We start from the raw sequence: 25998 nt of genomic DNA on the forward strand, positions 1-25998 counted from the left end.
AAGAGAGGTGTTTACTTATATTCCTTTTTATTTATTAATAAATCGGTGTGTTTTCCGGATTAATATTCTCCAGCAGCTCTTTAACTCGAGCAAGAAACCTTCCGGTGATCAGCCCGTCCAGAACGCGATGATCAATAGAAATACAGAGATTCACCATATTCCGAATAGCAATCATATCATTGACTACGACCGGACGTTTTACAATCGACTCAATTGAGAGTATTGCTGCCTGAGGGTAATTGATAATGGGTTGTGATTGAATGGAGCCAAATGAACCCGTGTTATTCACTGTAAAGGTTCCGCCCTGCATATCATCAGGTGACAAACGATTTTCCCGTACATTTGCAGCAAGGTCATCTACAGCAAAAGCTAATCCTTTGATACTTTTCTCATCTGCATTTTTAATTACAGGTACATAAAGTGCTTCATCCGTGGCAACAGCGAGTGAAATATTGACCGCTTTTTTTTCAATGATCTTATCTCCTGCCCATGTACTGTTCATTCGAGGAAACTCTTTAAGTGCAGCAACGATCGCTTTTATAAAGAAAGGAAGATACGTTAACTTATGACCTTCTTTTTTCATAAAGGTACCTTTAATTTGGTTTCGATAGTTGACCAAATTGGTGACATCAACTTCAATCATCGTCCAAGCATGTGGAATTTCGTGCTTACTGCGCAACATATTTGAAGCAATCGCCCGACGAACCCCAGTCAATGGGACAACATGATCACCCGCCTCATTCTCATGAATCCTTTGAACAGGAGTTGACTGAGTAGCCGCTTGTGCGACGGCATCTGAGAAACAGCCAGCACGGGTTGATTCTGCTTTCGTCTCATCGATCTGTTTTTCTTGAGTTGCTTGACCGTTAGTAATATAGTTTTCAATATCTTTTCGCGTAATACGCCCGCTTCTCCCTGTACCTGACAGATGCTCAAGGTCAATCTGATGTTCTTGAGCCAGCTTAAGTACAGCAGGTGAATAACGTCTCTTCATTGAGGTATCTGGCTGTACTTCTTCATGGTTTGCATGCACGACTGAAGCATTCTTTGCAAGTTTCTCAACGGATGGTTCGGCTGCTGTTTCTACAGTGATTGTGCAGATCGGTTCACCAACAGGTAGCGTATCACCTTCACCAACAAGTAAAGCTGTTATCTTACCAGAAAAGCTTGAAGGAATCTCTGCGTTCACTTTGTCAGTCGTTACCTCTGCGATTGGATCATACTTGTTCACTGTATCACCAACGGATACGAGCCATTGACTGATTGTGCCTTCTGTTACACTTTCTCCTAATTGTGGCATCGCCATTTGTTCTACTGCCATATGGATCCCCCCTTCTCCTTAAAATTCAGCTAAATTCCGTAATTCATTTTCAACTTGTTCAGGCTTGACCATAAATGCTTGTTCCAACGGACCTGCATAAGGCATCGCCGGAGCATCCGGGGCTCCCAGACGTTTTATCGGTGCATCAAGGTCGAACAAACAATTTTCAGCAATGATTGCTGCCACTTCACTCATGATACTGCCCTCTTTCGTATCTTCCGTAAGGAGCAGAATTTTTCCCGTTTTGGATGCCGCCTCGATAATGGCTTCTTTATCTAAAGGATAAACGGTACGCAAATCAAGAATGTGTACGGAAATTCCTTCATCCGCCAGTTTCTCTGCTGCTTGTAATGCAAAATGAACCATCAGTCCATAGGTAATCACTGTAACATCTGTACCTTTGCGCTTCACATCTGCTTTTCCAAGAGGGAGTACATAATCGTGATTAGGAACTTCACCTTTAATTAAACGGTACGCACGTTTATGTTCAAAGAACAGAACTGGATCATTACTACGGATTGATGCTTTTAATAACCCTTTTACGTCATAAGGGGTTGATGGAATTACTATTTTCAAACCGGGCACATTGGCAAATATTGCTTCCATAGATTGTGAGTGATAGAGGCCGCCGTGCACCCCACCACCAAAAGGTGCCCGAATCGTCATCGGCACGGACCAGTCGTTGTTGGAACGATAGCGCATTTTTGCTGCTTCCGATATAATTTGATTCGCGGCTGGCAGCATAAAATCTGAGAATTGCATTTCAGCAACCGGACGCATGCCGTACATTGCTGCACCAATGCCAACACCTGCAATTGCCGATTCAGCTAGAGGTGTATCGATGACTCGGTTTTCTCCATACTTCTCATACAATCCTTTTGTAGCCTGAAAGACGCCTCCACGCATCCCGACGTCTTCACCCATAATAAATACATTTTCATCGCGACTCATTTCTTCGTCAAGTGCTTGAGTGAGCGCTTCGATATATGAAATAACCGGCATGAACTCTCCTCCTTAGTTCTCTTCCTCATAGACGTAACGAAGAACAGTATCCGCATCATCAAATGGCGCCTTTTCCGCATAGTCAGTTGCTTCGTCAATTTCTTTACGGACTTGTTCCTCCATCTTTTTTTCTCTATCCTCAGTCAGAACACCAACTGCACGCAAATAGTTGGCAAAGGTTAGCACGCCATCATTTTTTTTAGCTTCATCAACTTCTTTTTTTGTCCGATAGGTCATATCGTTGTCATCACTCGTGTGCGGCATTAGACGATAACAATTTGCTTCAAGTAACGTTGGTCCTTCACCACGATGTGCGCGGTCGGAAGCTTCCTTGACTGCGGCATATGCTGCAAGGGGATCATTGCCATCAAAAGTCTTTCCTGGCATGCCGTAACCAATAGCTCGATCTGAAATCTTTTCACAAGCTAATTGATGTTTCAATGAAACAGAGATTGCATAGTGGTTATTCTCACACATGAAGACAACTGGAAGTTTCTGAACCGCCGCAAAATTGGCAGCTTCATGAAAATCTCCTTGATTCGACGAACCTTCACCAAAGGTTACGAAGCTGACAATGTCGTCTCCCTTTAGCTTTGCGGCAAGAGCAATGCCAACAGCATGAGGATTTTGAGTCGTTACGGGTGATGAATGACTCAATATGCGTAATTTCTTACTGCTAAAATGTCCGGGCATTTGACGACCTGCGGAATTTGGATCTTCTGCTTTTGCAAAGTTATTGAGCATTAACTCTTTAATGGTCATGCCCCAAGCGAGAACAAAGCCATAATCACGGTAGTAAGGAGCCACATAGTCTTTATCTCGATTCAATGCAAAAGCTGCACCAACTTGTGCTGCTTCCTGGCCTTGACCGGAAACAACAAAAGGAATTTTTCCCGCACGGTTTAAGAGCCATAGCCGTTCATCAACTCTCCTTGCCTTCAACATATTCAGATAGATATCCAAAACATCTTGATCGGTTAATCCGAGTTCTTGGTGTCGATTCGTCTCGATTGTTGTTTCACTTTTATCTTTAATCATATATGAATAGCCCTCCCGTCGACCGCAAGCGCGGCTTCTCCGATAATTTCGGTCAATGTCGGATGTGGATGAATTGCTTCTGACAATTCCCAAGGTGTTGCATCCAGTAATTTTGCTAGGGCTGCTTCACCAATTAAGTCTGTAGCATGGGGTCCATACAGATGAATACCTAGAATATCATCGGTCGCCTTATCAGCGATTATCTTTGCAAATCCATCTGATTCACCGTAAACGAGTGCTTTACCAATCGCGCCAAAGGGAACTTTACCTACCTTCACCACATGTTCTTTCTTCGCTTCAGCTTCGGTCAATCCAATCGATGCGATCTCTGGGTGGGTATAGATACATTTTGGAACGAGTTCTGGATGTAGAGGCTCAACCGGGAGTCCGGCGAGATGCTCAACTGCTTTTATTCCTTCATGGGAGGCAACATGAGCAAGCTGTAGACCTCCGATGACGTCGCCTATTGCATAAATCTGAGATTCTTTCGTTTGGCCAAATGCATTTGTCTTAATATACCCATGATCTAATTCAATTGCCGTGTTTGAAAGTCCGAGATCTTCTGTGTTTGGCAGTCTGCCAACAGAAACCAGCATTTTATCTGCATGAAACGTTTGCTGTTGATCGCCAATTTCTGCATTAATTGTGACTCCTTCACCTGTTCGCAATGTTTCCGGAAGAACCTTCGCCGAAGTGACAATTTTTATGCCTCTTTTTTTCAGGCTTCTCGCGAGCGTGATGGAAAGTGTCTTGTCCTCTGTCGGAATGATTCGATCACTATATTCAATGATCGTCACTTCAGCGCCAAAATCAGCCAGCATGGATGCCCACTCTACGCCGATGACACCACCGCCAACAATGATTATCGAATTTGGACAATCGCTGAGCTGCAATGCTTCATCCGATGTGAGCACATACTCTCCGTCTATGGCCAGTCCTTTCAGTGAACGCGGCCTTGAACCCGTTGCAATAATAACATTCTTTGATGTCAGAATTTCATTATCTCTGTTGTCGGGAAATTCAACTGAGATCGAACCGGGTAGAGGTGAAAATATGGATGGTCCAAGCAGACGACCAATTCCATGATAAACATCAATTTTCCCTTTTTTCATCAGTTGCTGAATACCCTGGTGTAATTTGTCTACGATCGCTTGCTTGCGTTCTTGTATTTTTCCAAAATGCAGTGCAACTTCTGATACTTCGATACCGTATGATGCACTTTTTTTAACTTCTTCATATACCTCTGCGCTTCTGAGTAAGGCTTTTGTTGGGATGCATCCTTTGTGTAGGCATGTTCCACCAAGCGCGTCTTTTTCGACAATGGCGGTTCGTAGCCCTAATTGACTCGCGCGTATTGCCGCCACATACCCGCCTGTTCCACCACCTAATAGGATCAGGTCATAATTATTGGCCATAAAAAAAGTCACTCCCTATTCTTGCATGACTTACTTACGTGTTAATGATCAAAAAGTTTCACTTTTCGAGACTAATGAAAAGTAGAGCATCGTGAACAACACCCCACTCATCATTTCTATTACTCATTTTACTCTTGTTCCGAAGAAGTCTCAAATGATCGGTGTATGAGCAGATACCGCAAAAATTAATCCAACACGTCTTCCTTATATCAGTGATTTTTCAAAGCAATAAAAGAGCCCATTTCGAAATGAAATTGTTCCTAATTTTTTATACCCAAGTTTTAAATATAATTTAATTGCCGGTTTATTTTTAACCGATGTATCTAGTCGTATCGATTGATAACCTTGTTCACACCCGTCGATAACTGCCTCATTTGGATAGGTATGATCCCATTGATCGATACCGCCCGATTGCATAATTGGAATGATCCGATGAATAATTTCCATAATTTGTTTTAAATCATTACTCTTCGCTCTTCGAATCATAAGTCTAACCTCACACTTTCTTCGATCATCCTTTTACTATGTCCGCATTTCTGAACAAGATTCTGATCTCACTGTAACATAATTTGTCAGGTGAAAAAATTAATTCTTGACCGTTGCCAATAAGGTAACCAACGGTTATTATATAACCAATGGTTATATAAAATGAAAGGACTTCGATTTATGTCCAAATTGTCGCAACAACACTCAGAAAGAACTAAAAATGAACTATTAAAAGCCGCTGCACGACTATTCACTGAGAAAGGTTATAATGCAGTGACTATACGTGAGATTGCTCGAAATGCTGGCTGCTCACACACAACTCTTTATATCTATTTTAAAGATAAGGAAGCATTGCTTTATGCATTATCCGAACCGTCACTTACTCATTTGAAAGCTCAGCTGGAACACGTGCTCTCTCAAAAGAATAATCAGTCAGAACAAAAATTAATTTCTTTTTGTTTACTTTTCATCCATTTTTGCCTGAGACATCGTAATATGTATCGGATTTTCTTTGAAACGAAACCATCGAGAGTCGATGAAGCGCATCCTGAAATTGAAATAAATAAGATCCGAATTGAAATCTTTCAACTACTGAAACAGGCATTGTGCGAATGTTTGCCAAATAATGTCAGTGATTCCGCTCAACTCAGTTATTCACGTATTTTATTCTATCTGATACGCGGGATCATCGGCACGTATATGGAGTCTGAAGAAACAGTTGAAGCATTGAGTCAACGTCTTACACCGACATTTATTGAAGCATTCGATGTTTTACTTACCGGTTTCACACGAAGAGTAGAAAAGGAGTGAGGAAGATTGAAAATAAAACAAATTTCCGAACATATCTGGAGTGTGCAATCTTGGATATTGATCCCAATTACTGTATGGCTTGTTGCTGACAAACAGGGATTGACTTTAGTTGATGCTGGTGTTTCACCGATGGCTAATGGCATAGTAAATGAAATTGAAAGACTCGGCCGAGGACCTCTGCAGCGCATTTTGCTCACGCATGGTCACAGTGATCATACAGGTGCCCTTTCAAAAATTCTAAAACATCATCAAGTGCCCATCTATGCTCACGAAAGAGAAATTCCTTACATGGAAGGAGACTTACCTTACCCACGCCGTAAGAAAGCTCAGAAGACCGTAGAGAAGCACTGCGTTCAACCACTTGATGAAATGAATGGCAAATTCAATCCAATTGGCGATCTCACACCTTATTTCACTCCTGGCCACTCCCCGGGACATGTCGTTTATTTCCATGAACAAGATAACATTCTACTTTCTGGTGACTTATTCACATCAAAAAAAGGCGCTCTGCACCGACCAATGCCTATGTTCACTGGAGATATGGCTGAAGCCGTTCGAAGTGCAGCAATTGTCGATCAGTTAAAACCTACGCGACTCGAGGTCTGCCACGGTCAATCTGTTTTCCTTCCTGCCGATCAGCTTTCTGATTATCTTAAAGCGAACACAATCTAAAAAAAGGGTTGATTTACATGGACATAATAAAAATATGGATGCTTACGCTAACCTTTTTTGCTGAACTTACAGCTCTTCTCTCCTTTGGTCTCTGGGGTTTCCAAATACCAAAAGGATTGCTTCTCAAATGTCTGCTTGGTATTGGACTACCGCTTGTCGTTGCCATTAGTTGGGGACTGTTTCTTGCACCAAAAGCGGTATACCCTACTGGCTTAATGATACGCATTCCTGTAAAAATAATCATCTTTTCATTGAGTGCAATTGCTTTCTACGCCATCGGTCAACGCTTTTTTGCGCTCTCATTTTTCATTGTCACTCTGATGCTTGTCACGCTCACCGAGAATTGGAATCTATCAACAAAAATGTGACAAATATAGCAAATTTCCGTTGCGAACATAAGTTCTTTTTCGTATAATTAATACGTACTTTGGTCAAACTAATCGAATTGAAAAAGGAGCGAGATAAGCATGGCATTGAAAATAGCACCCTATTTAATGATGAACGGGAATGCAGAAGAAGCCATTCAGTTTTATGAAAAAGTATTGGATGCACAAGTCGTATTCAAACAAAGTTTCGGAGAGATGCCTGAAAGCCCAAATGCTCCACTACCTGAAGAGGCTAAAAATCTCGTTTCCCATGCAATGGTAAAAATCGGAGAATCCGATCTCATGTTTTCCGATAATTTTCCAGGCCAATCAAGCCAAACAGGTGATCAAATTACGCTTTGTATCACTTCTGAAAACAAAGACAAATCAACACAGTTTTTTAATGCATTAAGTGATGGTGGTCAAGTGAAAATGCCGTTACAAGAAACATTTTTCAGCCCGGCATATGGAATTGTCACAGACAAATTTGGTATTACGTTCCAAATCTTCACTGATGGTAAAATGTAATCTTCTCAGAATAAAGATGAAAAGCGGCTTGCAACGCTTCGTTGCATCGCCGCTTTTTTATTGCCTAGGTCAGGGTTGATTTTCGTTTCGCGCATGATCAACGGATAAGCATTCCATGCTATGATAGTAGTAAATATTATTTCGGAGTGAATGAAGTGGACATGTTTGATTGGATTGTAAAAATCACTTGGTTGGACGGTATTATTTCTGTTTCCATCGTTCTTATCTTTTTTCTATTGCGAAAATTATTCTCAAAATACTTTATGAACCTTGTTTCTCGGATTGTAAAATTAAGTAAAACACCGATTGACGATGCACTGGTTACCGCGTTTCGTCGACCAATTACTTTTATCTTATTATGTACCGGTTTCTATCTGGCTTTGCTCTACCTTCCTATGCCGCATCATTGGAAGGGCATGGTCACCTTACTCTACAAATCAGTTGCAACATTTTCAATTGGATGGGGATTCTATATTTTCTCTGATGCGATCGGTATTTTCTTCCATCGGATGGGGGATCGCTATGATCTGCAATTTAATACGATTGTCATTCCTTTTCTTTCAAAGATTATGAAATTTGTTGTTGCTGTCATGACGATTGCATTAATCCTCGATCAATGGAACTATCATGTAACCGGGTTGATCACTGGACTAGGCATTGGCGGACTCGCAATTGCTATGGCAGCGAAAGATACTTTAAGTAATTTATTTGGTGGAATTGTGATCATTACCGATGCACCATTCACCATTGGCGATTTAATCCAAGCGGGATCCATTCAGGGTGTAGTTGAGGATATTAATTTCAGGTCAACTCGAATTCGAACAGCTGATCTCGCCCTCGTGACTGTTCCGAATTCAACGCTTGCAAATTCTCCAATCACAAATTTATCAAAAATGGATAAACGACGCGTTGTTCTCAACCTTCACCTTGATCCAAATACGAGCAATGAACAGCTAAAGCGATGCCTTGCGAAAATTAAGCAGACATTAACAGCAGACCCAGAAGTTTATGATGAAAAGAAATTAGTCTATTTAGATAAGATTACGTCTAACAGTATGGATTTAACAATTGACTTTTTTATTAAAACCATTGACTTTGAAGAATGGCTCAAAGAAAAAGAAAAATACAACTATGCTGTATTGGAAATTCTCCAGGAAGAACAAATAAATATGGCAACAACTCGTGCGTTAGTGGTTGTACCTGCTCAGGAAGAAACGATTCAGAAACCTCATTCAAGTAATGATACCAAAGCTGAACATTCACAATTACATGCTCAAGAATAAGCAATTTGCTCAAAAAATGAGTAACGTTATGATACACGTCTCCTCTTCATTTGAGCGTTTAATGTCAGTAAAAATTAGAACTTATTCATTAAGAAATCCATTCATTGATCATGATTTGGTAAATATGGAGTGTGAACGACGGATTTACCGGTGATCACAATGATCCCCGCGATAACGACAATGATGCCGACTGGAAGACCTGTACCAAAGAGTATGAGACTATTCACTACTCCGGCTAGAAGAAGCAACAGTCCTGAGAATTTTGGCGTTCGATTTTTTACTAAGAACAATAAAGCAATGAGGGACATCAGCATACAGAGAAGACCTGCGAAAAAAGCATGACTGCCAAACGACAGCAAACTGCTTTGTATCCCGCGGACGGTTATATCATTATTCTTAATATGCGAATACCTGGTCATCATAGGATCCATTTGAACGGCAAGATAGGAAAATCCACCGAATAGAGCTTGTGCACTTGCGGCTGCAACGCTAATGGAGCAAGTGGTGATTTCAATAGATCGTCGGCGCATCATGTTCTCTCCTTGTGAATTCAGATCTTCTTGCAAAAGTGATGTTACGGATAGACAGATGGACTTGAAATCATTCTATGCTTGGCCCTCATCAGTCATGCATGAGCATCATCTGATCCATTTAAATAAACAGGACAACATCTACGTTGTCCTGTTTATTATTTGATCTATTAACTTCACTATAACTCTGCAAAATTCTCTGTAACTCAACCATGCCGATAAAGTCCTGGATTTTCACGTGCATTTTCTTGGACGAGTTGAATGCTTTCCATGATCTTTTGATGCAGGACGCGCGCATCTTCACCTTCAAGCACCAGTAATATCTCTTTTTTATTAATCGTGGATAAATAGGTTATTGTTTGTGTTAGGCTCTCAATCGGAAATGTCGTTCCATTATCAGAAAAGTATGCTTTACAGCTGCACTTTCTAATTCTTTCATAAAGCCGAATCGCCCGCTTTAAGGTTAATCCGCCAGATGAAGTTAATGGAATTTTGATCGATGCAATTTGTTTTGCCATGGTTAGAAATCACCTCTTGCTCAATTTCTCTTGGCACGCCTTACACCCTTATTATATGCCATTTCGCCACCTTATCGAAAGGTAAACAAGGAAAATGAGCAAAATTGATCCGTATTACCTATCAGCAAATAACACGTCCACGATAAAACGTTCTTCATGCACCGAGTACGAAAAAAAAATAAGGTTAGCCCTAACGGGTATACCAACAACAATGCTGTGCTTCGATTACGCGTAACTGTTCATTTACTCCGTACTTTGATTCATAAAATTGTTCTTCTTTTTCTGCAAAAAGAAAAGTGTCTTGTTGTTAAAAATAAACGAATGAGACACCACCCTCTTACAATCCAATCATTGATGAAGATTCCAATCGCATTTATTGAGCGGAAGACACATGTTCCATTCCTTTTCCGTGCTGCAACTGATACATATTAAAGTAGAGACCACCTTTTTGTAATAGTTCTTGATGCGTCCCACGTTCAACAATTTCACCACGATGAAGGACAAGAATCTGGTCTGCATCTTGAATAGTGGAAAGCCGATGTGCAATTGCGATCGTCGTCCGCCCCTTTCTCATCTTAGAAAGGGCAGTTTGAATTGCTTCCTCAGTCTCTGTATCAACACTTGCTGTTGCTTCATCCAAAACAAGAATTTTGGGAGATAATGCCATAGTACGCGCAAAAGATAGTAATTGGCGCTGTCCACTCGAAAAAGTAGCACCGCGTTCACCCACTGGCTCGTGATATTGATTTGGCAGTTTATTGATGAATCGATCGGCCTGCACAAATTCTGCTGCTTCTTCAATCTGCTTCTCGGATATGTGTTCATGACTGAGCCGTATGTTGTCGGCCACATCGCCTACAAACATAAAGGAATCTTGAAGTACTAAGCCGATTCGAGTTCTTAACTCATCATCCGAGTATGCCGTGAGTGGTGCACCATCAATGAAGACACCCCCATGTTCAATTGGATAAAAACGCATTAACAGATTAATGATTGAACTTTTTCCGCTCCCGGTATGCCCCACGAGTGCCACCGTTTCACCAGGATTTGCTGTAAATGAGATATTTTTCAGCACATCCGTTTTGCCATCATAAGAAAAGGTAACATTTCGGAATTCTACCTTTCCCTCTTCTACTTTCGGATTGGAGGATCCCTGCTGCACCGGAGCCATCCGCTCATCATCAAGTAGACCAAATACCCGTTCAGCTGAAACCATCGCTTGTTGAAATATGGTCAACTGCTGCATAATTTGGTTGATTGGATCAAAGAACCGGTCAAGATAATTAATAAATGCATAAAGCACACCAATTTTCACCACATGGTCAAATGATTGGATACCAAAGAACCCAAGAATCATGATTAATCCCAGCAAATAGACTGAGTATACTGCAGAGCGTAGCATTAAACTGTTTAACCGAACACTTTTAAGCATCGCTCTTTTATGATCACCATTGATTTTACCGAATTCGTTCCGTAACCGTTTCTCTTGTCGCATCGCCTGAATCATAGCCATTCCTTGCAGTGACTCATTCAACTTTGCATTCAACTGGCTGAGTTTAATTCGTGTTACACGATAGATTTTTGAACTTAGTGTACGGTACACCCACATTAACACGATCAAAAACGGCATCAGAATGAAACATATCAATGCGAGTTTCACGTCAAGGAAGAACATCCCTGCAAAAATACCAATCATCATCACTGTACTATTTACAATTGTCGACAATACGGTCACATACAAATCTTTGATTGTTTCCGTATCATTCGTGATTCTTGACACAAGACTTCCGCCCGGTGTCTGATCATAAAAACGCAGACCGAGATGCTGAACCTTAGCAAAGACTTCTACGCGCATTCTTTGAATGATCGCTAATGCAATTTTCTGGAAGGAAATGACTTGGTAATAATTAAACAATGCTGAGATCGAATACAAAGCTAAAAACGCTCCTGCAAGCAAAATTAACGGTCTTACCGGAAAAATGCGTGGGGTAAGGTAGTCGTCAATAAAAATCTTCATAACAATTGGACCAAGTACATCTGCCGCAGTTGCAATTAATAAGACGAATAGAGTGAACGTCACTTTGCCTTTATGATAGTTCAGATAGGATAGCAACCGCTTCATGACCGAACGACCGCTAACATTCATTAATTTTTCTTCTTCGTTCATGCCTTTTGCCCTCCTTCCGAAACAAGAGATTCCAATTGTTGATGTGCATACATCTCTGCATACCATCCGTGTTGTTCAATCAAATCTTCATGAGTACCTTGTTCAATAATCTTTCCTTCTTCAAGCACGATAATCAGATCCGCGTGTTCGACGGCACTTAAGCGATGGGCGGATATAAGTGTCGTCTTGTTTGACCGTTCACGTTTCAATGCCTGCAAGATGGAAACTTCAGTACGCGCATCAACTGCAGATAACGAGTCATCAAAAATAAGAATTTCCGGATGAGCGAGTAATGCTCGGGCAATAGAAATCCGCTGTTTTTGACCACCGGATAAAGTGACTCCGCGCTCACCAACAATGGTCTCATAGCCCTCTTTAAAATGAAGAATGTCTTCATGAATACTTGCGAGTTTTGCTACCCGCTCAATTTCTTCACGCGTTGCTTCTGGTTTTGCAAAAGCAATATTTTCAGCAATTGTAGCGGAGAAAAGGATGTGATCCTGAGGCACATAGCCAATGGCACTTCTCAATGCTTCCAAAGTGACATCGGAAATAGAGGTTCCACCAATGCATAGTTTACCTTCTTGAAGATCAAATTCACGAAGCAAAAGTCGAAGCAACGTTGTTTTTCCGGCACCAGTTTTTCCGACGATACCAAGGGTTTGCCCTTGTTCCACTTTGATTTGAATATCCGAGAGTACTTCCGCAGCACTTTCCGGATAATGGAAACGAGGTATAGCGTATTCTACAGCACCACTCGGAATCTTGGCAGATGCTCCTTTTTTGTCGGTAATTTCAGGTTTAATGGCGAGTAATTTGCGAATCCGGTCATATGAAGCGCTGCCTCGTTCAACAATGTTAAATAAGAACCCAAAAGCGAGCATTGGCCAAACGAGCTGACCAAGGTATAAGGTAAAACTGGTCAATCCACCAATCGTCATCGATCCCTCAACCACATACTTTGCTCCAAAAATAAGGGCAAGGAAATAACAGATTGCAACTATAAAAGTAATCGTAGGATCAAAAAGTGAATCAATCTTTGCGACCGCAATGTTCTTATTTACTACATCACGAGAAGCATTTTGAAACATTTTAATTTGAGCTTTCTCTTCTCCAAAAGCTTTGATCACGCGAACTCCCGAAACATTCTCCTGAACTTTGTCATTGAGATCGGAAAAAGCAGCTTGTGCCCTTCCAAATCGTTTATGGAGAAGCGCTCCATAATACATCGTCAGCATAACCATGATCGGCATTGGTAATAATGTAATAATGGTCAGTTTCCAGCTGATGAGCGCTGACATGGTCATAATAACCATCGTTCCCATGGTCATAGAATCAACTAAAGTGAGGATTCCTTCACCAGCAGCTCCTTGAACTGCATTCACATCGTTTGTCGCATGTGCCATCAGGTCTCCAATTCTTCTTTTCTGAAAGAAGTTTGGAGACAATTTTGTAAAATGTTTATAGAGATCATTACGCAACTGATTAGCCAATATGATTGAAGAACCGAAGATCAATTGGCGCCATAGAAAACCGGTAAAATAGTAAATAACGCCAATAATCACGAGAAATAGAATCCATTTACCCAATAAAACGGGCGTTAAGCTTTTTGTCCGAATGTCATCCACCAACACCCCAACGACATGGGGCGGTATTAGCGAAAGAAAGCTTGAAAGCATGAGAAACAGAACGCCGAGAGAATACTTTAATCGTTCTTGTTTAAAAAACCACCATAGATCAATAAAAATGCGCACGCAACTACCCCCTTGTCAAACACAATCATCTTAACAGCACAAAAAAAGCCATCGGAGAACAACGCATCTCTTCTCCGTGGCTTTTTCGTAAAGACATAAAATCGCTAGAACTAGCCGATTAAATCGTCAAATGTGCCGAGGAAAAGAGGCAAACGTCAGAAGGACAACGGGATTAACAACGAACTTGCGTACTCCATTAATTGTCCGATATGTTCTTCTCATGACGTTCACCTCCACCCTTTTAAAATCAATGTAGCCATTATATAATTATTTCCAATTGAAGTAAACCCTGAATTGAATGAATCTTGTTAGAATTTCCATCAATTCACCAATCATTCATAATAACACTGGGCAAAAATCGTCCAGTACTTAGTTTGCATCGGTTTTGCTTCGATTGCTCGCTTGCCGCGGGCGCACCGTGAGCCTCCTTGAACAAGCAAAAATCTGCGGGGTCTCTCTGGCACCTGATCCCGCTGGCGTCTCGCTTCCTCACTCCATTTACGATTAATCAATTGGTTTATTCTCTGTAAAAAATAAGAGGAAATCCGGAGATCTCCTCTTATTTTCATCGAGTGTATTTATTGGATTGAAATTTCTTTATGATTTTGCTTACTTTCCTCTTTCTTAGGTAGCGTAATCGCAAGAACACCATCTTTAAAAGATGCTTGAATCGCTTCATCTTTAACACCATCGAGCATAAACCGTCTTGTATATGAGCCTGAAGCACGTTCTTTACGAATAAAGCTTCCATCTTCAGCTTTTTCATTAGACTCCTGATTCCGCGTTGCATCAATAGTTAAAACACCTTGATCATAATCAATGTGAATGTTCTCCTTAGTGAACCCAGGAAGATCCATCTTTACTTCATATGCATTTGACTTTTCCTGAACATCAGCGGCAAGAGGTTGTAATGAAGTGTTATGCATGAAATTGTGTCCCCATTCATCAAACAAGGAAGGTAGAAAATCAAAGAATCCATCACGATCTCTTTTTGTTGGATAAAGATTTGCCATATTAATTCCTCCTAAATGTGCATTTTGTTTAAAGGTTAATGATCTGCATTTAAGCTCTGTAATTGATAAACTATAAATCACATCACTCATCGCACCTCTTAAACATGTTTGATTATTATTTGGGGTTATCACCTTTCCTAACCCTCACAGCCTTATTATAGCTCTATGGTCAAATAAGGTCAAATTTAATTGTCCTTCTTTGACCATTTTCTTTTTTCCTGAAATTCTTGATCCATTCCGTTATAATAATGAGTATTGCCCGATCTCGGACTCGGAAGAAAGGAACTTTGTGTATGTCTAAATCACTTGTTTTGGCAGAGAAACCCAGTGTAGCAAGAGAAATCGCCCGTGTACTCGGTTGTAAGAATGCCAATCGTCACTTTATCGAAGGTGATCACTATGTTGTTACCTGGGCACTCGGTCATCTCATCGAGTTAAAAATGCCTGAAGAATATGATCAAAAATATAAGACTTGGCGTCTTGAAGATTTGCCGATCATTCCTGATAAAATGGAAATCAAACCAATTAAGCAGACGCGCGCACAGTATCAAGCCATAAAAAATCTCGCTCAACGGAAAGATTTGGGTGATCTGATCATTGCAACAGATGCAGGTCGTGAAGGGGAACTTGTTGCTCGCTGGATTATTGAAAAAATTAATTGGCACAAACCGGTTAAGCGCTTATGGGTGTCTTCGCAAACAGATAAAGCCATCCGCTCAGGATTTAGCCAACTTAAACCAGCAAAATCCTATGATAAACTCTATCAGTCTGCGGTTTGTCGATCAGAGGCAGACTGGCTGATTGGCCTGAATATTTCACGTGCATTGACAACTAAATACAATGATTCACTGTCTGCCGGTCGCGTACAGACACCAACGCTTTCTATGATACTAAAAAGAGAAGAAGTCATTCGTGCGTTTCAACCACAACCTTATTGGACACTCCACATTGATCTTGGTCAGTGCACCGCAGTTTGGCAAAAAGACGATCAATCGCGCATACAAGCACGTGAAGAAGCAGAGAGATTACGCCAGAAGGTTACCGGTCAAGAAGCAACCGTTAGAAATGTCGTCACTAAGGTGAAGCACGAAAAACAGCCCCTCCCCTATGATCTTACAGAGCTTCAACGTGATGCCAATCGAAAATTTGGTTTTTCAGCGAAAAAAACGTTGAATGTCCTGCAAAATCTTTATGAACGCTATAAAATTGTCACCTATCCACGAACAGATTCCCGTTATCTGACGCGCGACATTGCTGCGACTATGCCGGATCGATTAAAGGCGATTTCTTCGGCGTATGGAGATGAAGTGCGCCCCATTCTTTCTCAACAAAAAGGAAAAGTGTCTGCCTCTTTTGTATACAATGACAATAAAGTCAGTGACCATCACGCACTTATTCCGACGGAAGAACCCGTATTCGTAGGCGACTTGTCTGAGGATGAGCGGCGATTGTATGACTTAATTGTTCGACGCTTTCTCGCCCTCTTTTACCCTGAATACACCTATCAAAGTATGCGCGCTGAATTGGCTGTTCATGGTGAGTTATTTATTTTAAAGACGAACACTCAAACAGAACTTGGTTTTAAGAAATTAAATGCACGTCATGAAGAGAGCAGCACATCAAGTCGCTTGCATCTTCAAAAAGGAATGGCCTTGAACATTAAGCAAGTTATCCAAAAGGAAAAGATGACAGAACCTCCGGCCCGATTCTCAGAAGCTGATTTGCTTACAAAAATGGAACAATTTGGGTTAGGCACACCCGCTACTCGTGCAGATATTATCGAGAAATTGTTACAAGCAGAGTCAGTCGAACGTGTAAATGGACGATTGCATCCGACCGCAAAGGGCAAACAATTGATTGATCTGGTCAATGATAGCCTTAAGTCCCCGGAATTAACCGCTCAGTGGGAACAACGACTCGAAGAGATTGCCAAGGGTAATGGAAGCCCCTCGCAATTCATGGAGAAGATCCGCCGGCAAACCGAGCAGCTTGTCCGCGAAGTCAAAGAGAGCGATCATGCTTACAAAATGCAGAACCTTACGGGCTCAAAATGTCCTGAATGCGGGTCGCCTATGAAAGAAGTTCGCGATCGCGATGGTGGCCGTATTCTTGTTTGTATCAACCGAGAATGCGGTTTTCGAAAACGAAAAGACCCGAAACTTTCAAATAAACGGTGCCGACAATGCCACAAAAAGATGGAAATGCATCATGGAAAAGCAGGGATCTACTTTCAGTGTCGGAATTGCGGTATCATCGAAAAAGCAGAGCAGACAAGGAAGAAAGCAGACAAGAGAGAAACACGTCGTTTACTCAATAAATTGAACAGCACGAGTGAGCCTCTCGGAAATAGCCTTGCAGACGCTTTGAAAAACGCTTTTAATACGCATCAAGATAAAGATTAATCAGATAAAGATAGGAACCCTAGTTCGCTTCAAAAAAAGACCATCGTTATTCATTAACGATGGTCTTTCTGCAACGATAAAAATATAGAAAACATTGTGCTCGAAAATGCAGCGAAGATGCGCGACACTACACGCATTCCTATTGATGCGAGCCAAGTTAGCCCTAACAGATCGGTGCTTGACCAAGGAGGCTCATAGATCTCCCCCACGTCAAGCGCACAATTTGAAGCAAACAAATAACCGGGCGATTTTGCCCAGTTATTATTAGAATCAAATCATAATGCGTGAAACTGGCTTGCCGATCTTTTCAAGTCGGGAATACACGAGAACACAATTTCAGCGAGTGCCTGGTAACCTTTTGCTGTCGGATGCAAGCCATCTTCATTGATCAACTCATTAAATTCCCCTTTTTGCTTAAATGCGGAGCGTACATCAATCAGTTTTGCACCTGTTTTCTGACAAAGTTCTTTTAGGGCACGATTATACATCCCATGCCAATGTTCAATTCCACCGCACATTCCAATCCAATGACCGATTGAATGATTGTAGTGCTGCATCAGTGATTGATAGTATCTGGCCGGATCAAGTGGAAGTAAGCTTAGAATCACCGGTAGGGCACCTGAAGAAGAAATACGAGAAATCAACTCGGTTACATTGGTTAAATAGCGATCCAAAGGGACAATGGGTACATGTTCCGAATCAGGCAACTTCGCCACTTGATCCCATGGAAAGTTACAGTCGTTTCCTCCGATGTTAATGAAAACCAAATCAGGATGTAGACTGAGTACATCTTGATCTAACCTTTTCACTAACAAGTCTGAGTTATCATTGAAAACTCCTTTATTGATGACTTCATCTTGGTCACCAAGAAATCGTTGCAAAAGCGCAGGATAATTCTCTCTGATAATCTTAAATCTTCCACGAACAAACGTAATACCACGCGTGACGCTGTCGCCAAAACAAATCATCTTCATTTCCAATCACCTCTCATTTATCACGACAGGGCCTTGCACAGATCGTGTACACACGATCGGAGCAAACTCATTATAAGCTAAATACTACCAAATGAACTCAGCTTTTTACAGATTATTGTGAGAAATAAATTACTTTTTTACAAAGAAAAAATCTTTTTTTATTTTTTTGGATGAGTGATGCTTTACTCTTTCGAAAATTTGATAAAATACCTCTGCAAAAATAAGCCCCATCGCAATCGCCCCTGAGAGAATAAAAACCTTTTCTGCAAAATACAGGGCAACATCAAAATGGTTATAAACGGCTCGGCTCATGACTGAATAAGTCAAGCCGCCAGGAACAAGCGGGATGATCCCGGAAACGCTATAGAGTATCACAGGATTTTTGCACAGGCGAGCGAAAATTTGGCTCATAATCGCGATAACAAGGGATGCAGCAAATGTCGCTGCAAAATCATTACCACTGAATTCAAAGAGAAAGAAATAAATGAGCCAGGCAACCATTCCGATCAGTCCGCCATGCAGCAATGGTTTCATCGGGATGTTGAAGATGATTCCAAAAGCACAAGTAGCAAGATAACTCGTTATCGCTTGAATCGTAATCACAATGAATAAATGCATAACCGTCACCTCAACCAAGCATCATGGCAGACGTCACACCGATGCCAATGGCAAAAGCGGTAAGTCCTGCTTCCGCACTTTTTGACAATCCGGAAACCAAATCTCCTGCCATAATATCACGTACGGCATTTGTAATCGCAACGCCAGGAACAAGCGGCATTACCGCACCTATAATGATTTTGTTCATTTCGATACCCAACCCGAGTCTTACACTTAATAGAGCAATCATGCCAATGACAATTGATGACATAAATTCCGAGAAAAATTTAACTTTAGCTAATTTGTGGAAATAAATCATCCCCGCCTGACCTGCTCCTCCTGCAAAAAAAGCCGGAAGCAAATCTTGCCATTTCCCCAAGAACATCAATAAAAAACAGCTACTTGCAACGGCTGCTGCAAAAATCTGTAAAGGCTCGGAATAGGCGACCGTTGAACGATCAATTTGGCGAAGTAATTGATACAATTCATTAAGACTAACTTCTCCTTGGGCTACTCTTCGTGACAACGTATTGACTTCAGTTACTTTTCGCAAGTTTGTGCCTCTCTGATTAATTCGAACCAACTGTGTGACATCATGGTCCTCAATGGAAAAGATGATTCCAGTTGGTGTAACGAAACTCTGTGCATGATGCACCGCATAACTGTTAGCAATTCGATTCATTGTATCTTCAACGCGATACGTTTCTGCTCCATTTTGAAGAAGTATTTTACCCGTTAATACACATACTGCTGCAACTTCATGAATAAATTCATCCTTACTGCCCTTCGTTTGATACTTTTCTAAGAAACCATTCATTCTTCACGACTTCTCTCTCTTTTTTGAGTATGCTCATTATAATATGAGCATTCATTGATAACAAGACTTTCACAGAGTTTTAAAAGATGAAAATGTCAAACAAACAAAACCATGCTATAATTAGTTGATGTAAAAATCACTGCTTCGTCATTCTATGCCGCTTGACGCAAGTGATTTGAGTAAAATGACTTCATCACGTCGATACTTCTAGTACATGCTTATACTAAGAAAATGTGAAGGAAACTAATCTTCCTTCTTATATGAGCAGGCTACAAGTGATCACATTGTTTTCAAAACTGAGAGGAGTGTTTCACACTAATGATCAAACTCGTATTGATCAGGCACGGACAAAGTGCTTGGAACCTTGAAAACCGGTTCACCGGCTGGACAGACGTAGACTTGACTGAACAAGGTGAAAAGGAAGCTACGGAAGCAGGAGAAATTCTGAAGAAGAACGGCTACACTTTTGACCAAGCATACACTTCTGTACTGACAAGAGCTAACCACACCTTATGGAACGTTCTTCATGCCTTGAATCTGACCTGGATTCCTGTTGAACACTCATGGCGTCTAAACGAACGTCACTACGGAGCACTTCAAGGTCTGAACAAAGCAAAAACCGCTGAAAAATATGGTGATGAGCAAGTACATATCTGGAGACGTTCTGCTGATGTTAAGCCACCGGCACTTGAAAAAGATGATGAACGCTTTATTGCTCAGCTGAATGATCCAAGATACGCAAATCTTCCAGAATCTGAACAGCCATTAACAGAAGATCTTCTTGACACTGTTGATCGTGTTCTTGTTTACTGGAAAAAAGAAATTGCTCCTCAAATCGAAGCCGGCAAAAAAGTGATCATCGCTGCACACGGCAACTCACTTCGTGCGCTGGTTAAGCACCTTGATAATGTTGATGCTGATACGATTGTAGGCTTGAATATTCCTACAGGCACACCGCTTGTTTATGAACTGGACGACAATCTGAAGCCACTCAATCGCTACTACCTCACTGCAGAAGGTCCGAGCGATAAAGAAGTACTTCCTTCAGCTGAAACAAAATAAGGTTTTCAACAAAAACACTCCTCTAGGAGTGTTTTTTTATACCCTTGTTAGTCTCAATAGAACTTATTGATCTCTTCACTACGTTTAAATAATAAAAAAGCCCCCTAGACATTAGGGAGCAAATCATGGATTTGTTCATGAATAAAATCTGAAGTAAGTCGTGATGGGCAATCCGGCTTACGTTAGATTTTAAAAATCCATATCAAAAACTGGGTAACCATGCAAGGTGCAAAGTATTATGATGGGCATTTAACAACTCATAACAATGATATTGTAAACCCTTTCTTAAAAAATGTAAAGGCTATCATTTTATTAATTATTTATTTTTGAGATTGCAGTTACGGTATAGCCTACCTTGGAAACGACTTGAGAAACGATCCGCTCAGGAATACTTTTCTGCATCCTCACGATCGCTTCTTTCTTTTCAAAATATACCTCTGCATCAACATCTTGCAATGCATTCAATGCATTTTCAATACGTAGTGCACAGTTTTGACATGTCATTCCACTTATTCTAATAAGCGCAACATTAGAGTAATGACGGGGATCTCGATCATGCACTTTTATTTTCTTGAGAGCGTTCCTTCCGCTACCACAGCAACCCGAGCGTATGCTTCTCACTAAGCTCTGAAATGCAAGTACCGCCAAGATGATGAGGATCGTACATAGTAGTATTGTGGACAAAATAGTCACCACACCTTTCAAATTTAGTCGTTCCGGATCATCATCCGCAATTCGTCTCGTGAAGGCTTTGGCAATTCAGTAAGAGAGACGTGGCATTGTTTTGCCGTTTTTCGCAAATCTTTCACAGGACATGCACCGCTCAGTCCACAATCTGTACACGCGCTTTTATTTCTTTTCACATAACGAATCGCCAATACATAGAGCGTGAGGATGAAGAAAAGTATAAGAATTGTTGATCCATTCATCGACAAAACCCCTTTATCTTTCATAGGTTAATTTCGGAACGATGGCGTGCAAAATCATGAAACTTAGGTGCTGGTCTCAGAAGAAGAATGAGTACGAACGCCAGAATAATAACTGATAGTATGGCGCCGATGCCAAAACGATTTCCAAGGAAGAACACACTGCCTAATTGGTAGACGATAAACGAAACACTATACCCTAAGATCGTCTGATAACCGAGAGCGATCATTGTCCACTTAGGGCCACCCATTTCTCTACTCGTTGCTCCTATTGCAGCAATACACGGTGGATTAAACAAGTTAAAGAGCATAAAAGATAACGCACCCACACTTGAGAACATTGAACGAATACCGTCAATTAATGCATGAGCATTTCCTTGCATGGATACGCCATTAAGAACAGCAAGCGTGCCAATCGCGTTTTCCTTAGCGGCTAGAGCACTGATTGTCGCAACTGCCCCCTTCCATGTGCCAAATCCAAGGGGTACCAAGAACCAACTGATCACTTTTCCAATTGTTGCGAGCATGCTTTGATTAATATCCTCTGTTAATCGAAGGTCCCATCCAAATGAGGAGAGAAACCATATCAAGCCACAGGCAATAAAGATAACCGTTCCGGCTTTAATAATAAAGTGTTTACCGCGTTCCCACATGTGGATCAAAACACCTTTTAGAGAAGGCATGTGATAGGCGGGTAATTCCATAACAAATGGTGCAGGTTCTCCGGCAAAAAATCTTGTCTTTTTTAAAATAATGCCCGAAATCGCAATCATTGTAATTCCAAGAAAGTACATAGCTGGTGCAATCCAGGTAGAACCAGGAAAAAAGGTCGTCACAATCATTGTAATGATCGTCAGTTTTGCACCACATGGAATAAATGTCGTGAGCATAATTGTCAGTTTACGGTCTTTCTCATTTTCAATCGTTCTGGTTGCCATGATTCCAGGAACACCGCAGCCTGAACTGATCAATAATGGAATAAATGACTTTCCGGAGAGTCCAAAACGACGAAAAATTCGGTCCATGATAAAAGCAACCCGCGCCATGTATCCGGAGTCTTCCAGAATCGACAAAAAGAAAAACAAGATCAACATCTGAGGTACGAAGCCAAGCACGGTGCCAACACCGCCAATGATCCCATCGACGATTAAACCAGTCAACCAATCAGCAGTTCCGATCATATTAAAAAAACGGGTTGCCCCTTGAGTAATCCATCCACCGAACAATGTATCATTGGTCCAGTTGGTGACCATCGTTCCAACAGTAGTTACGGAGACATAATAGACAAGCCATATGATTCCCGCAAAAATGGGTAGCGAGAGAAAACGATTGGTAACAATTTTGTCAATTCTGTCTGAAGTCGATGTCGTCCTAGCTTTCTTATGTACTGTCTCTTCAACAACCTGAGCAATAAAATCATAGCGTTCATTGATAATGATCGATTCGCTATCATCCTCATACTCATCTTCTACCGGAGAAATAATTTTTTCCAATTGTTCTAGTTTTTGAGGAGAAAGTTTTGCCTCTGCAAGTATTTTTTTATCTCGTTCAAAACATTTTACAGCGAACCACCGAACATGTACTGGTTCAACATAATCCTTTACTAATTCGGATATTTTTGCGATCGGTAGTTCTATCTCGTTGGAAAATTTATGCTTAGGTATCTGTTTCTTGTTAGCGTTTACGCGTTCAATAGCCCTTTCAGCAGCTTTGATCGCACCTTTTCCCTTCACGGCAACGGTTTCAACAACAGCGCAACCAAATACTGTCTCTAATTTTCTTAAATCGATTTTATCGCCATTCTTAACCAAAATATCCATCATATTCAGAGCAAGAACAACGGGAATGCCTAGTTCAACAATTTGCGTTGTCAAGTATAAATTGCGTTCGATATTTGAAGCATCGACGAGATTAATAATGGCATCTGGATGCTCATTAAGAAGATAATTTCGACTGACGACTTCCTCCAATGAATATGGAGAAAGCGAATAGATTCCAGGAAGATCGGTAATCACTACATCTTTATGACATTTGAGTCTTCCCTCTTTTTTCTCAACAGTGACACCCGGCCAATTCCCGACATATTGACTGTTCCCTGTTAACGCATTAAACATGGTCGTCTTCCCACAGTTTGGATTACCTACGAGTGCGATCTTCAAGACTTATGCCTCCCATCTTCTCTATCTAAACTGTAAAAACTTTTCACGTTCAAACGATTTCAATTTGATCCGCTTCTTCTTTACGAATAGAGAGTTCATAACCACGCACCGTAATTTCAATAGGGTCACCAAGTGGAGCGATTTTGCGTACATAGATTTTCGTTCCTTTAGTAATACCCATATCCATAATTCTCCTCCGAAGTGCACCCGCTCCTTTTAATCGTCCAACAGCAACCGTTTCTCCCGGCTTCACTTCTCTAAGTGTTCTCATGTTGTTCCCCCATAAATACTTAACTCTTGCAGATGGTTAACCTGTCAAGTGCTCTTTTAAAAAGACAATTATTCGGTCATCACACGTCTTGCCATGACTTTACTTACCGCCACTCTGGTTCCTTTTATGTTCACAATGACATTTCCATCCATTTCTGAAATCACTGTAAGTAAAGTATTTTCGACAAATCCAAGGGTGCTAAGAAGACGTCTCGTTTCACCTTTACCGGAAATCCATTTTACGCACACCGAGTCACCTGCATGAACCAAACTCAATGGGAGCGCATTTCGATTCTTTTCTTCCTTGGCTTCTTGACGACAAACTGTATGTTCATTGCCTAAAACAGACCTATTCACGTCGTCCATAGATCTAGTCTCCTTTATTGTTCACGTCATTGCATTAATATTGATAATGAGAATTGTTTTCAATTAAATTTTAGCCCCTCTTTTTATTGATCACAATATAAATTTATGAACGTCTTATGACATTCTTTCATGAAAAAACGGCAATTCAACAATTTGTGACAATTCTTTCTTTTCTTCTATAAAATCATACAAAAAGAAGAAATATTTGCCAAATGTTCAACATATGTATTTACAAAAGGTATTCATAAATCTATGATTTCATTAGGAGGCTATGAAATGACTGAAAATAGCAAATCGACCGCATTCGATTTCAAACAAATGATCGAACAGACCATTGACGCTATTGTATTGATTAGTCATGGAAAAATTGTATATTCTAACCGAGCAGCCAATCAATTGTTATCCTTCGATGAACGTACCCCTCTCAATGGACTTACAATGGGTTTGTTTCTAGATCCTTTGGACTTACCGATTTTCTCTGACCATTTAAACGAAATTCGTTCTGGCCAAAAAAACGCCGTTACTTTTCCACTATCCATTCATTCGAGTACGAACAAAAAGATTCCTGTTGAGTTTACTTGTCAGCCTTTTAGAGATCAAGAACAGTGCATGGCTCAACTAACAATACGTGATATTAGTGAACGGAAAGCAGTAGAGGAAAGTATGCGGCAGTCGGAGAAACTTTCAGTTATTGGTGAATTGTCAGCAGGGATTCTTCATGAGATTCGTAATCCGTTAACCTCGATCAAAGGATTTCTTCAACTTATGGAAGCGAGTTCAGAGGTTCATACAGATTATATGGAAATTATTATGCGAGAGATTGAGCAGATCGAACGGATTACGAATGAATTGCTGTACTTTACCAAACCGAATCGAGAACGATTCACCCAGTTTGATCTCGTAGAGATTGCTCAGGAAACCATGACATTGTTTGAAGGGCAAGCCTTGAAGCAGCAAGTTGCTATTAAACTCACTTCAAGCAATCATCATCATTTTATCGTTGGTGACCGGACACAATTGAAGCAAGTCTTTGTTAATCTTGTTAAAAATGCGCTGGAAGCGACAGCAGCAGACGGAAAAATTACCATTGATCTTTCATCATCAGCTCATCATGAACATATTTCAATAAGGGATACTGGCGAAGGAATGCCAAAACAAGTTTTCGAGAATCTTGGAAAATCATTTTTCACAACAAAACAAACCGGGACCGGTCTTGGACTAATGGTTACCTATTCAATCATCAAAAACCACAAGGGGAAAGTCATCGTAACGAGTGAAGAACATCAAGGCACAACCTTCCATGTTATTTTTCCATCAATCAACCGTTAAAGAAAAAGTTTCGCTGACAAATACTCAGCGAATAATCCTTTACTCTCGCTTAAAAGAGAAATTAACGCGTAATTAATGGAGAACAAAGCGTGATTCACGAGTTGTGAACGCTACGTTTTGCTTGCCTTGTACTTCCTATTTCCATTTAGAATTTAACTTGATAATAAAAAAAAATCTCCCATTGGCTCATAGTA

Annotated in this window: 26 protein-coding genes; 8 read left to right on the forward strand and 18 right to left on the reverse strand. The window is 40.8% G+C overall.

Annotated elements, in window-relative coordinates; translation table 11 throughout:
- Positions 1-34: 34 nt before the first annotated feature.
- The 5 genes from NIE32_RS11170 to NIE32_RS11190 form a co-directional block, all read right to left on the reverse strand.
- Positions 35-1321: a dihydrolipoamide acetyltransferase family protein gene (locus NIE32_RS11170; protein ID WP_253076979.1), complete on the reverse strand. Its 1287-nt coding sequence runs from the start codon at positions 1319-1321 to the stop codon at positions 35-37.
- Between the two features lie 18 nt (positions 1322-1339).
- Positions 1340-2323, reverse strand: coding sequence for an alpha-ketoacid dehydrogenase subunit beta (locus NIE32_RS11175; RefSeq protein WP_253076980.1), 984 nt, complete (start codon positions 2321-2323; stop codon positions 1340-1342).
- Between the two features lie 12 nt (positions 2324-2335).
- Positions 2336-3334, reverse strand: a complete 999-nt coding sequence (locus tag NIE32_RS11180; protein ID WP_253077007.1) for a thiamine pyrophosphate-dependent dehydrogenase E1 component subunit alpha — start codon at positions 3332-3334, stop codon at positions 2336-2338.
- Positions 3335-3357: 23 nt separating this feature from the next.
- Entirely contained in the window at positions 3358-4776 is a 1419-nt protein-coding gene (lpdA, locus tag NIE32_RS11185; RefSeq protein ID WP_253076981.1) for a dihydrolipoyl dehydrogenase, read from the reverse strand.
- Between the two features lie 204 nt (positions 4777-4980).
- Entirely contained in the window at positions 4981-5262 is a 282-nt protein-coding gene (locus tag NIE32_RS11190; RefSeq protein WP_253076982.1) for a GNAT family N-acetyltransferase, read from the reverse strand.
- Positions 5263-5442: 180 nt separating this feature from the next.
- Here NIE32_RS11190 and NIE32_RS11195 point away from each other — a divergent pair, with 180 nt between their 5' ends.
- The 5 genes from NIE32_RS11195 (at position 5443) to NIE32_RS11215 (ending at position 8920) form a co-directional block, all read left to right on the forward strand.
- Entirely contained in the window at positions 5443-6072 is a 630-nt protein-coding gene (locus NIE32_RS11195) for a TetR/AcrR family transcriptional regulator (protein ID WP_253076983.1), read from the forward strand.
- A 6-nt stretch (positions 6073-6078) separates the two neighbouring features.
- Positions 6079-6744: an MBL fold metallo-hydrolase gene (locus NIE32_RS11200; RefSeq protein ID WP_253076984.1), complete on the forward strand. Its 666-nt coding sequence runs from the start codon at positions 6079-6081 to the stop codon at positions 6742-6744.
- Positions 6745-6761: 17 nt separating this feature from the next.
- Positions 6762-7112 carry a YrdB family protein gene (locus tag NIE32_RS11205; RefSeq protein ID WP_253076985.1) on the forward strand — a complete coding sequence of 117 codons (351 nt, stop codon included), beginning with the start codon at positions 6762-6764 and terminating at the stop codon, positions 7110-7112.
- Positions 7113-7211: 99 nt separating this feature from the next.
- Positions 7212-7637 (forward strand): VOC family protein, encoded by a 426-nt coding sequence (locus NIE32_RS11210; protein ID WP_253076986.1) that lies wholly within the window; start codon positions 7212-7214, stop codon positions 7635-7637.
- Positions 7638-7798: 161 nt separating this feature from the next.
- A complete protein-coding gene (locus NIE32_RS11215) occupies positions 7799-8920 on the forward strand; it encodes a mechanosensitive ion channel family protein (protein ID WP_253077008.1) in 1122 nt (373 codons plus the stop codon).
- A gap of 101 nt (positions 8921-9021) precedes the next feature.
- On the opposite strand, the gene NIE32_RS11220 is transcribed toward NIE32_RS11215, so the two are convergent.
- The 5 genes from NIE32_RS11220 to NIE32_RS11240 form a co-directional block, all read right to left on the reverse strand.
- A complete protein-coding gene (locus tag NIE32_RS11220; RefSeq protein ID WP_253076987.1) occupies positions 9022-9453 on the reverse strand; it encodes a hypothetical protein in 432 nt (143 codons plus the stop codon).
- 203 nt (positions 9454-9656) lie between these two features.
- Positions 9657-9968, reverse strand: a complete 312-nt coding sequence (locus NIE32_RS11225; RefSeq protein WP_253076988.1) for a hypothetical protein — start codon at positions 9966-9968, stop codon at positions 9657-9659.
- Positions 9969-10341: 373 nt separating this feature from the next.
- Positions 10342-12135: an ABC transporter ATP-binding protein gene (locus NIE32_RS11230; protein ID WP_253076989.1), complete on the reverse strand. Its 1794-nt coding sequence runs from the start codon at positions 12133-12135 to the stop codon at positions 10342-10344.
- Complete coding sequence (locus tag NIE32_RS11235; RefSeq protein ID WP_253076990.1) at positions 12132-13889, reverse strand: ABC transporter transmembrane domain-containing protein; 1758 nt, start codon at positions 13887-13889, stop codon at positions 12132-12134. Before NIE32_RS11235 ends, NIE32_RS11230 begins: the two co-directional genes overlap by 4 nt.
- 578 nt (positions 13890-14467) lie before the next feature.
- Positions 14468-14902, reverse strand: coding sequence for an Hsp20/alpha crystallin family protein (locus tag NIE32_RS11240; protein WP_253076991.1), 435 nt, complete (start codon positions 14900-14902; stop codon positions 14468-14470).
- A gap of 293 nt (positions 14903-15195) precedes the next feature.
- Here NIE32_RS11240 and NIE32_RS11245 point away from each other — a divergent pair, with 293 nt between their 5' ends.
- On the forward strand, positions 15196-17304 hold the full coding sequence (locus tag NIE32_RS11245) for a DNA topoisomerase III (RefSeq protein WP_253076992.1): 2109 nt from the start codon (positions 15196-15198) through the stop codon (positions 17302-17304).
- Between the two features lie 275 nt (positions 17305-17579).
- Here the strand turns inward: NIE32_RS11245 and NIE32_RS11250 are convergent, their stop codons facing one another.
- The 3 genes from NIE32_RS11250 to NIE32_RS11260 all read right to left on the reverse strand — a co-directional run bounded on the left by NIE32_RS11250 (position 17580) and on the right by NIE32_RS11260 (position 19692).
- Positions 17580-18278 carry an SGNH/GDSL hydrolase family protein gene (locus NIE32_RS11250; protein ID WP_253076993.1) on the reverse strand — a complete coding sequence of 233 codons (699 nt, stop codon included), beginning with the start codon at positions 18276-18278 and terminating at the stop codon, positions 17580-17582.
- Positions 18279-18407: 129 nt separating this feature from the next.
- On the reverse strand, positions 18408-18896 hold the full coding sequence (locus NIE32_RS11255) for a threonine/serine exporter family protein (protein WP_253076994.1): 489 nt from the start codon (positions 18894-18896) through the stop codon (positions 18408-18410).
- A 10-nt stretch (positions 18897-18906) separates the two neighbouring features.
- Positions 18907-19692 carry a threonine/serine exporter family protein gene (locus tag NIE32_RS11260; RefSeq protein WP_253076995.1) on the reverse strand — a complete coding sequence of 262 codons (786 nt, stop codon included), beginning with the start codon at positions 19690-19692 and terminating at the stop codon, positions 18907-18909.
- Between the two features lie 318 nt (positions 19693-20010).
- Between NIE32_RS11260 and gpmA the strand changes: the two genes are divergently transcribed.
- A complete protein-coding gene (gene gpmA / locus NIE32_RS11265; protein ID WP_253076996.1) occupies positions 20011-20754 on the forward strand; it encodes a 2,3-diphosphoglycerate-dependent phosphoglycerate mutase in 744 nt (247 codons plus the stop codon).
- Between the two features lie 312 nt (positions 20755-21066).
- Here gpmA and NIE32_RS14280 read toward each other — a convergent pair whose 3' ends face one another.
- From NIE32_RS14280 to NIE32_RS11290, 5 genes are all read right to left on the reverse strand, one after another.
- On the reverse strand, positions 21067-21450 hold the full coding sequence (locus tag NIE32_RS14280) for a heavy-metal-associated domain-containing protein (RefSeq protein WP_354327363.1): 384 nt from the start codon (positions 21448-21450) through the stop codon (positions 21067-21069).
- Positions 21451-21461: 11 nt separating this feature from the next.
- On the reverse strand, positions 21462-21683 hold the full coding sequence (locus NIE32_RS11275) for a hypothetical protein (protein WP_253076998.1): 222 nt from the start codon (positions 21681-21683) through the stop codon (positions 21462-21464).
- A 20-nt stretch (positions 21684-21703) separates the two neighbouring features.
- On the reverse strand, positions 21704-23839 hold the full coding sequence (feoB, locus tag NIE32_RS11280) for a ferrous iron transport protein B (RefSeq protein ID WP_253076999.1): 2136 nt from the start codon (positions 23837-23839) through the stop codon (positions 21704-21706).
- Positions 23840-23888: 49 nt separating this feature from the next.
- On the reverse strand, positions 23889-24110 hold the full coding sequence (locus tag NIE32_RS11285) for a FeoA family protein (protein ID WP_253077000.1): 222 nt from the start codon (positions 24108-24110) through the stop codon (positions 23889-23891).
- A gap of 68 nt (positions 24111-24178) precedes the next feature.
- The gene (locus NIE32_RS11290) at positions 24179-24475 is read right to left on the reverse strand and encodes a FeoA family protein (protein WP_253077001.1); all 297 of its coding nucleotides are present in this window, start codon (positions 24473-24475) and stop codon (positions 24179-24181) included.
- Between the two features lie 276 nt (positions 24476-24751).
- On the opposite strand from NIE32_RS11290, the gene NIE32_RS11295 reads away from it, so the two are divergent.
- Positions 24752-25804: an ATP-binding protein gene (locus NIE32_RS11295; RefSeq protein WP_253077002.1), complete on the forward strand. Its 1053-nt coding sequence runs from the start codon at positions 24752-24754 to the stop codon at positions 25802-25804.
- Positions 25805-25998 lie beyond the last annotated feature (194 nt).

The sequence above is a fragment of the Sporolactobacillus kofuensis genome, assembly GCF_024125425.1.
Taxonomy (GTDB): Bacteria; Bacillota; Bacilli; order Bacillales; family Sporolactobacillaceae; genus Sporolactobacillus; species Sporolactobacillus kofuensis.

Excerpts from the sequence above, each read along its gene's own strand:
- NIE32_RS11240 (WP_253076991.1), bottom strand. The coding sequence starts at position 14,902 with ATGGCAAATCTTTATCCAACAAAAAGAGATCGTGATGGATTCTTTGAT.
- NIE32_RS11230 (WP_253076989.1), bottom strand. The coding sequence starts at position 12,135 with ATGAACGAAGAAGAAAAATTAATGAATGTTAGCGGTCGTTCGGTCATG.
- NIE32_RS11175 (WP_253076980.1), bottom strand. The coding sequence starts at position 2,323 with ATGCCGGTTATTTCATATATCGAAGCGCTCACTCAAGCACTTGACGAA.
- NIE32_RS11195 (WP_253076983.1), top strand. The coding sequence starts at position 5,443 with ATGTCCAAATTGTCGCAACAACACTCAGAAAGAACTAAAAATGAACTA.
- NIE32_RS11205 (WP_253076985.1), top strand. The coding sequence starts at position 6,762 with ATGGACATAATAAAAATATGGATGCTTACGCTAACCTTTTTTGCTGAA.
- NIE32_RS11190 (WP_253076982.1), bottom strand. The coding sequence starts at position 5,262 with ATGATTCGAAGAGCGAAGAGTAATGATTTAAAACAAATTATGGAAATT.
- NIE32_RS11285 (WP_253077000.1), bottom strand. The coding sequence starts at position 24,110 with ATGAGAACACTTAGAGAAGTGAAGCCGGGAGAAACGGTTGCTGTTGGA.
- NIE32_RS11275 (WP_253076998.1), bottom strand. The coding sequence starts at position 21,683 with ATGAATGGATCAACAATTCTTATACTTTTCTTCATCCTCACGCTCTAT.
- NIE32_RS11215 (WP_253077008.1), top strand. The coding sequence starts at position 7,799 with ATGTTTGATTGGATTGTAAAAATCACTTGGTTGGACGGTATTATTTCT.
- NIE32_RS11260 (WP_253076995.1), bottom strand. The coding sequence starts at position 19,692 with ATGAATGGTTTCTTAGAAAAGTATCAAACGAAGGGCAGTAAGGATGAA.
- NIE32_RS11225 (WP_253076988.1), bottom strand. The coding sequence starts at position 9,968 with ATGGCAAAACAAATTGCATCGATCAAAATTCCATTAACTTCATCTGGC.
- NIE32_RS11290 (WP_253077001.1), bottom strand. The coding sequence starts at position 24,475 with ATGGACGACGTGAATAGGTCTGTTTTAGGCAATGAACATACAGTTTGT.
- NIE32_RS11210 (WP_253076986.1), top strand. The coding sequence starts at position 7,212 with ATGGCATTGAAAATAGCACCCTATTTAATGATGAACGGGAATGCAGAA.
- NIE32_RS11255 (WP_253076994.1), bottom strand. The coding sequence starts at position 18,896 with ATGCATTTATTCATTGTGATTACGATTCAAGCGATAACGAGTTATCTT.
- NIE32_RS11170 (WP_253076979.1), bottom strand. The coding sequence starts at position 1,321 with ATGGCAGTAGAACAAATGGCGATGCCACAATTAGGAGAAAGTGTAACA.
- NIE32_RS11295 (WP_253077002.1), top strand. The coding sequence starts at position 24,752 with ATGACTGAAAATAGCAAATCGACCGCATTCGATTTCAAACAAATGATC.
- NIE32_RS11220 (WP_253076987.1), bottom strand. The coding sequence starts at position 9,453 with ATGATGCGCCGACGATCTATTGAAATCACCACTTGCTCCATTAGCGTT.
- NIE32_RS11245 (WP_253076992.1), top strand. The coding sequence starts at position 15,196 with ATGTCTAAATCACTTGTTTTGGCAGAGAAACCCAGTGTAGCAAGAGAA.
- lpdA (WP_253076981.1), bottom strand. The coding sequence starts at position 4,776 with ATGGCCAATAATTATGACCTGATCCTATTAGGTGGTGGAACAGGCGGG.
- gpmA (WP_253076996.1), top strand. The coding sequence starts at position 20,011 with ATGATCAAACTCGTATTGATCAGGCACGGACAAAGTGCTTGGAACCTT.
- NIE32_RS11250 (WP_253076993.1), bottom strand. The coding sequence starts at position 18,278 with ATGAAGATGATTTGTTTTGGCGACAGCGTCACGCGTGGTATTACGTTT.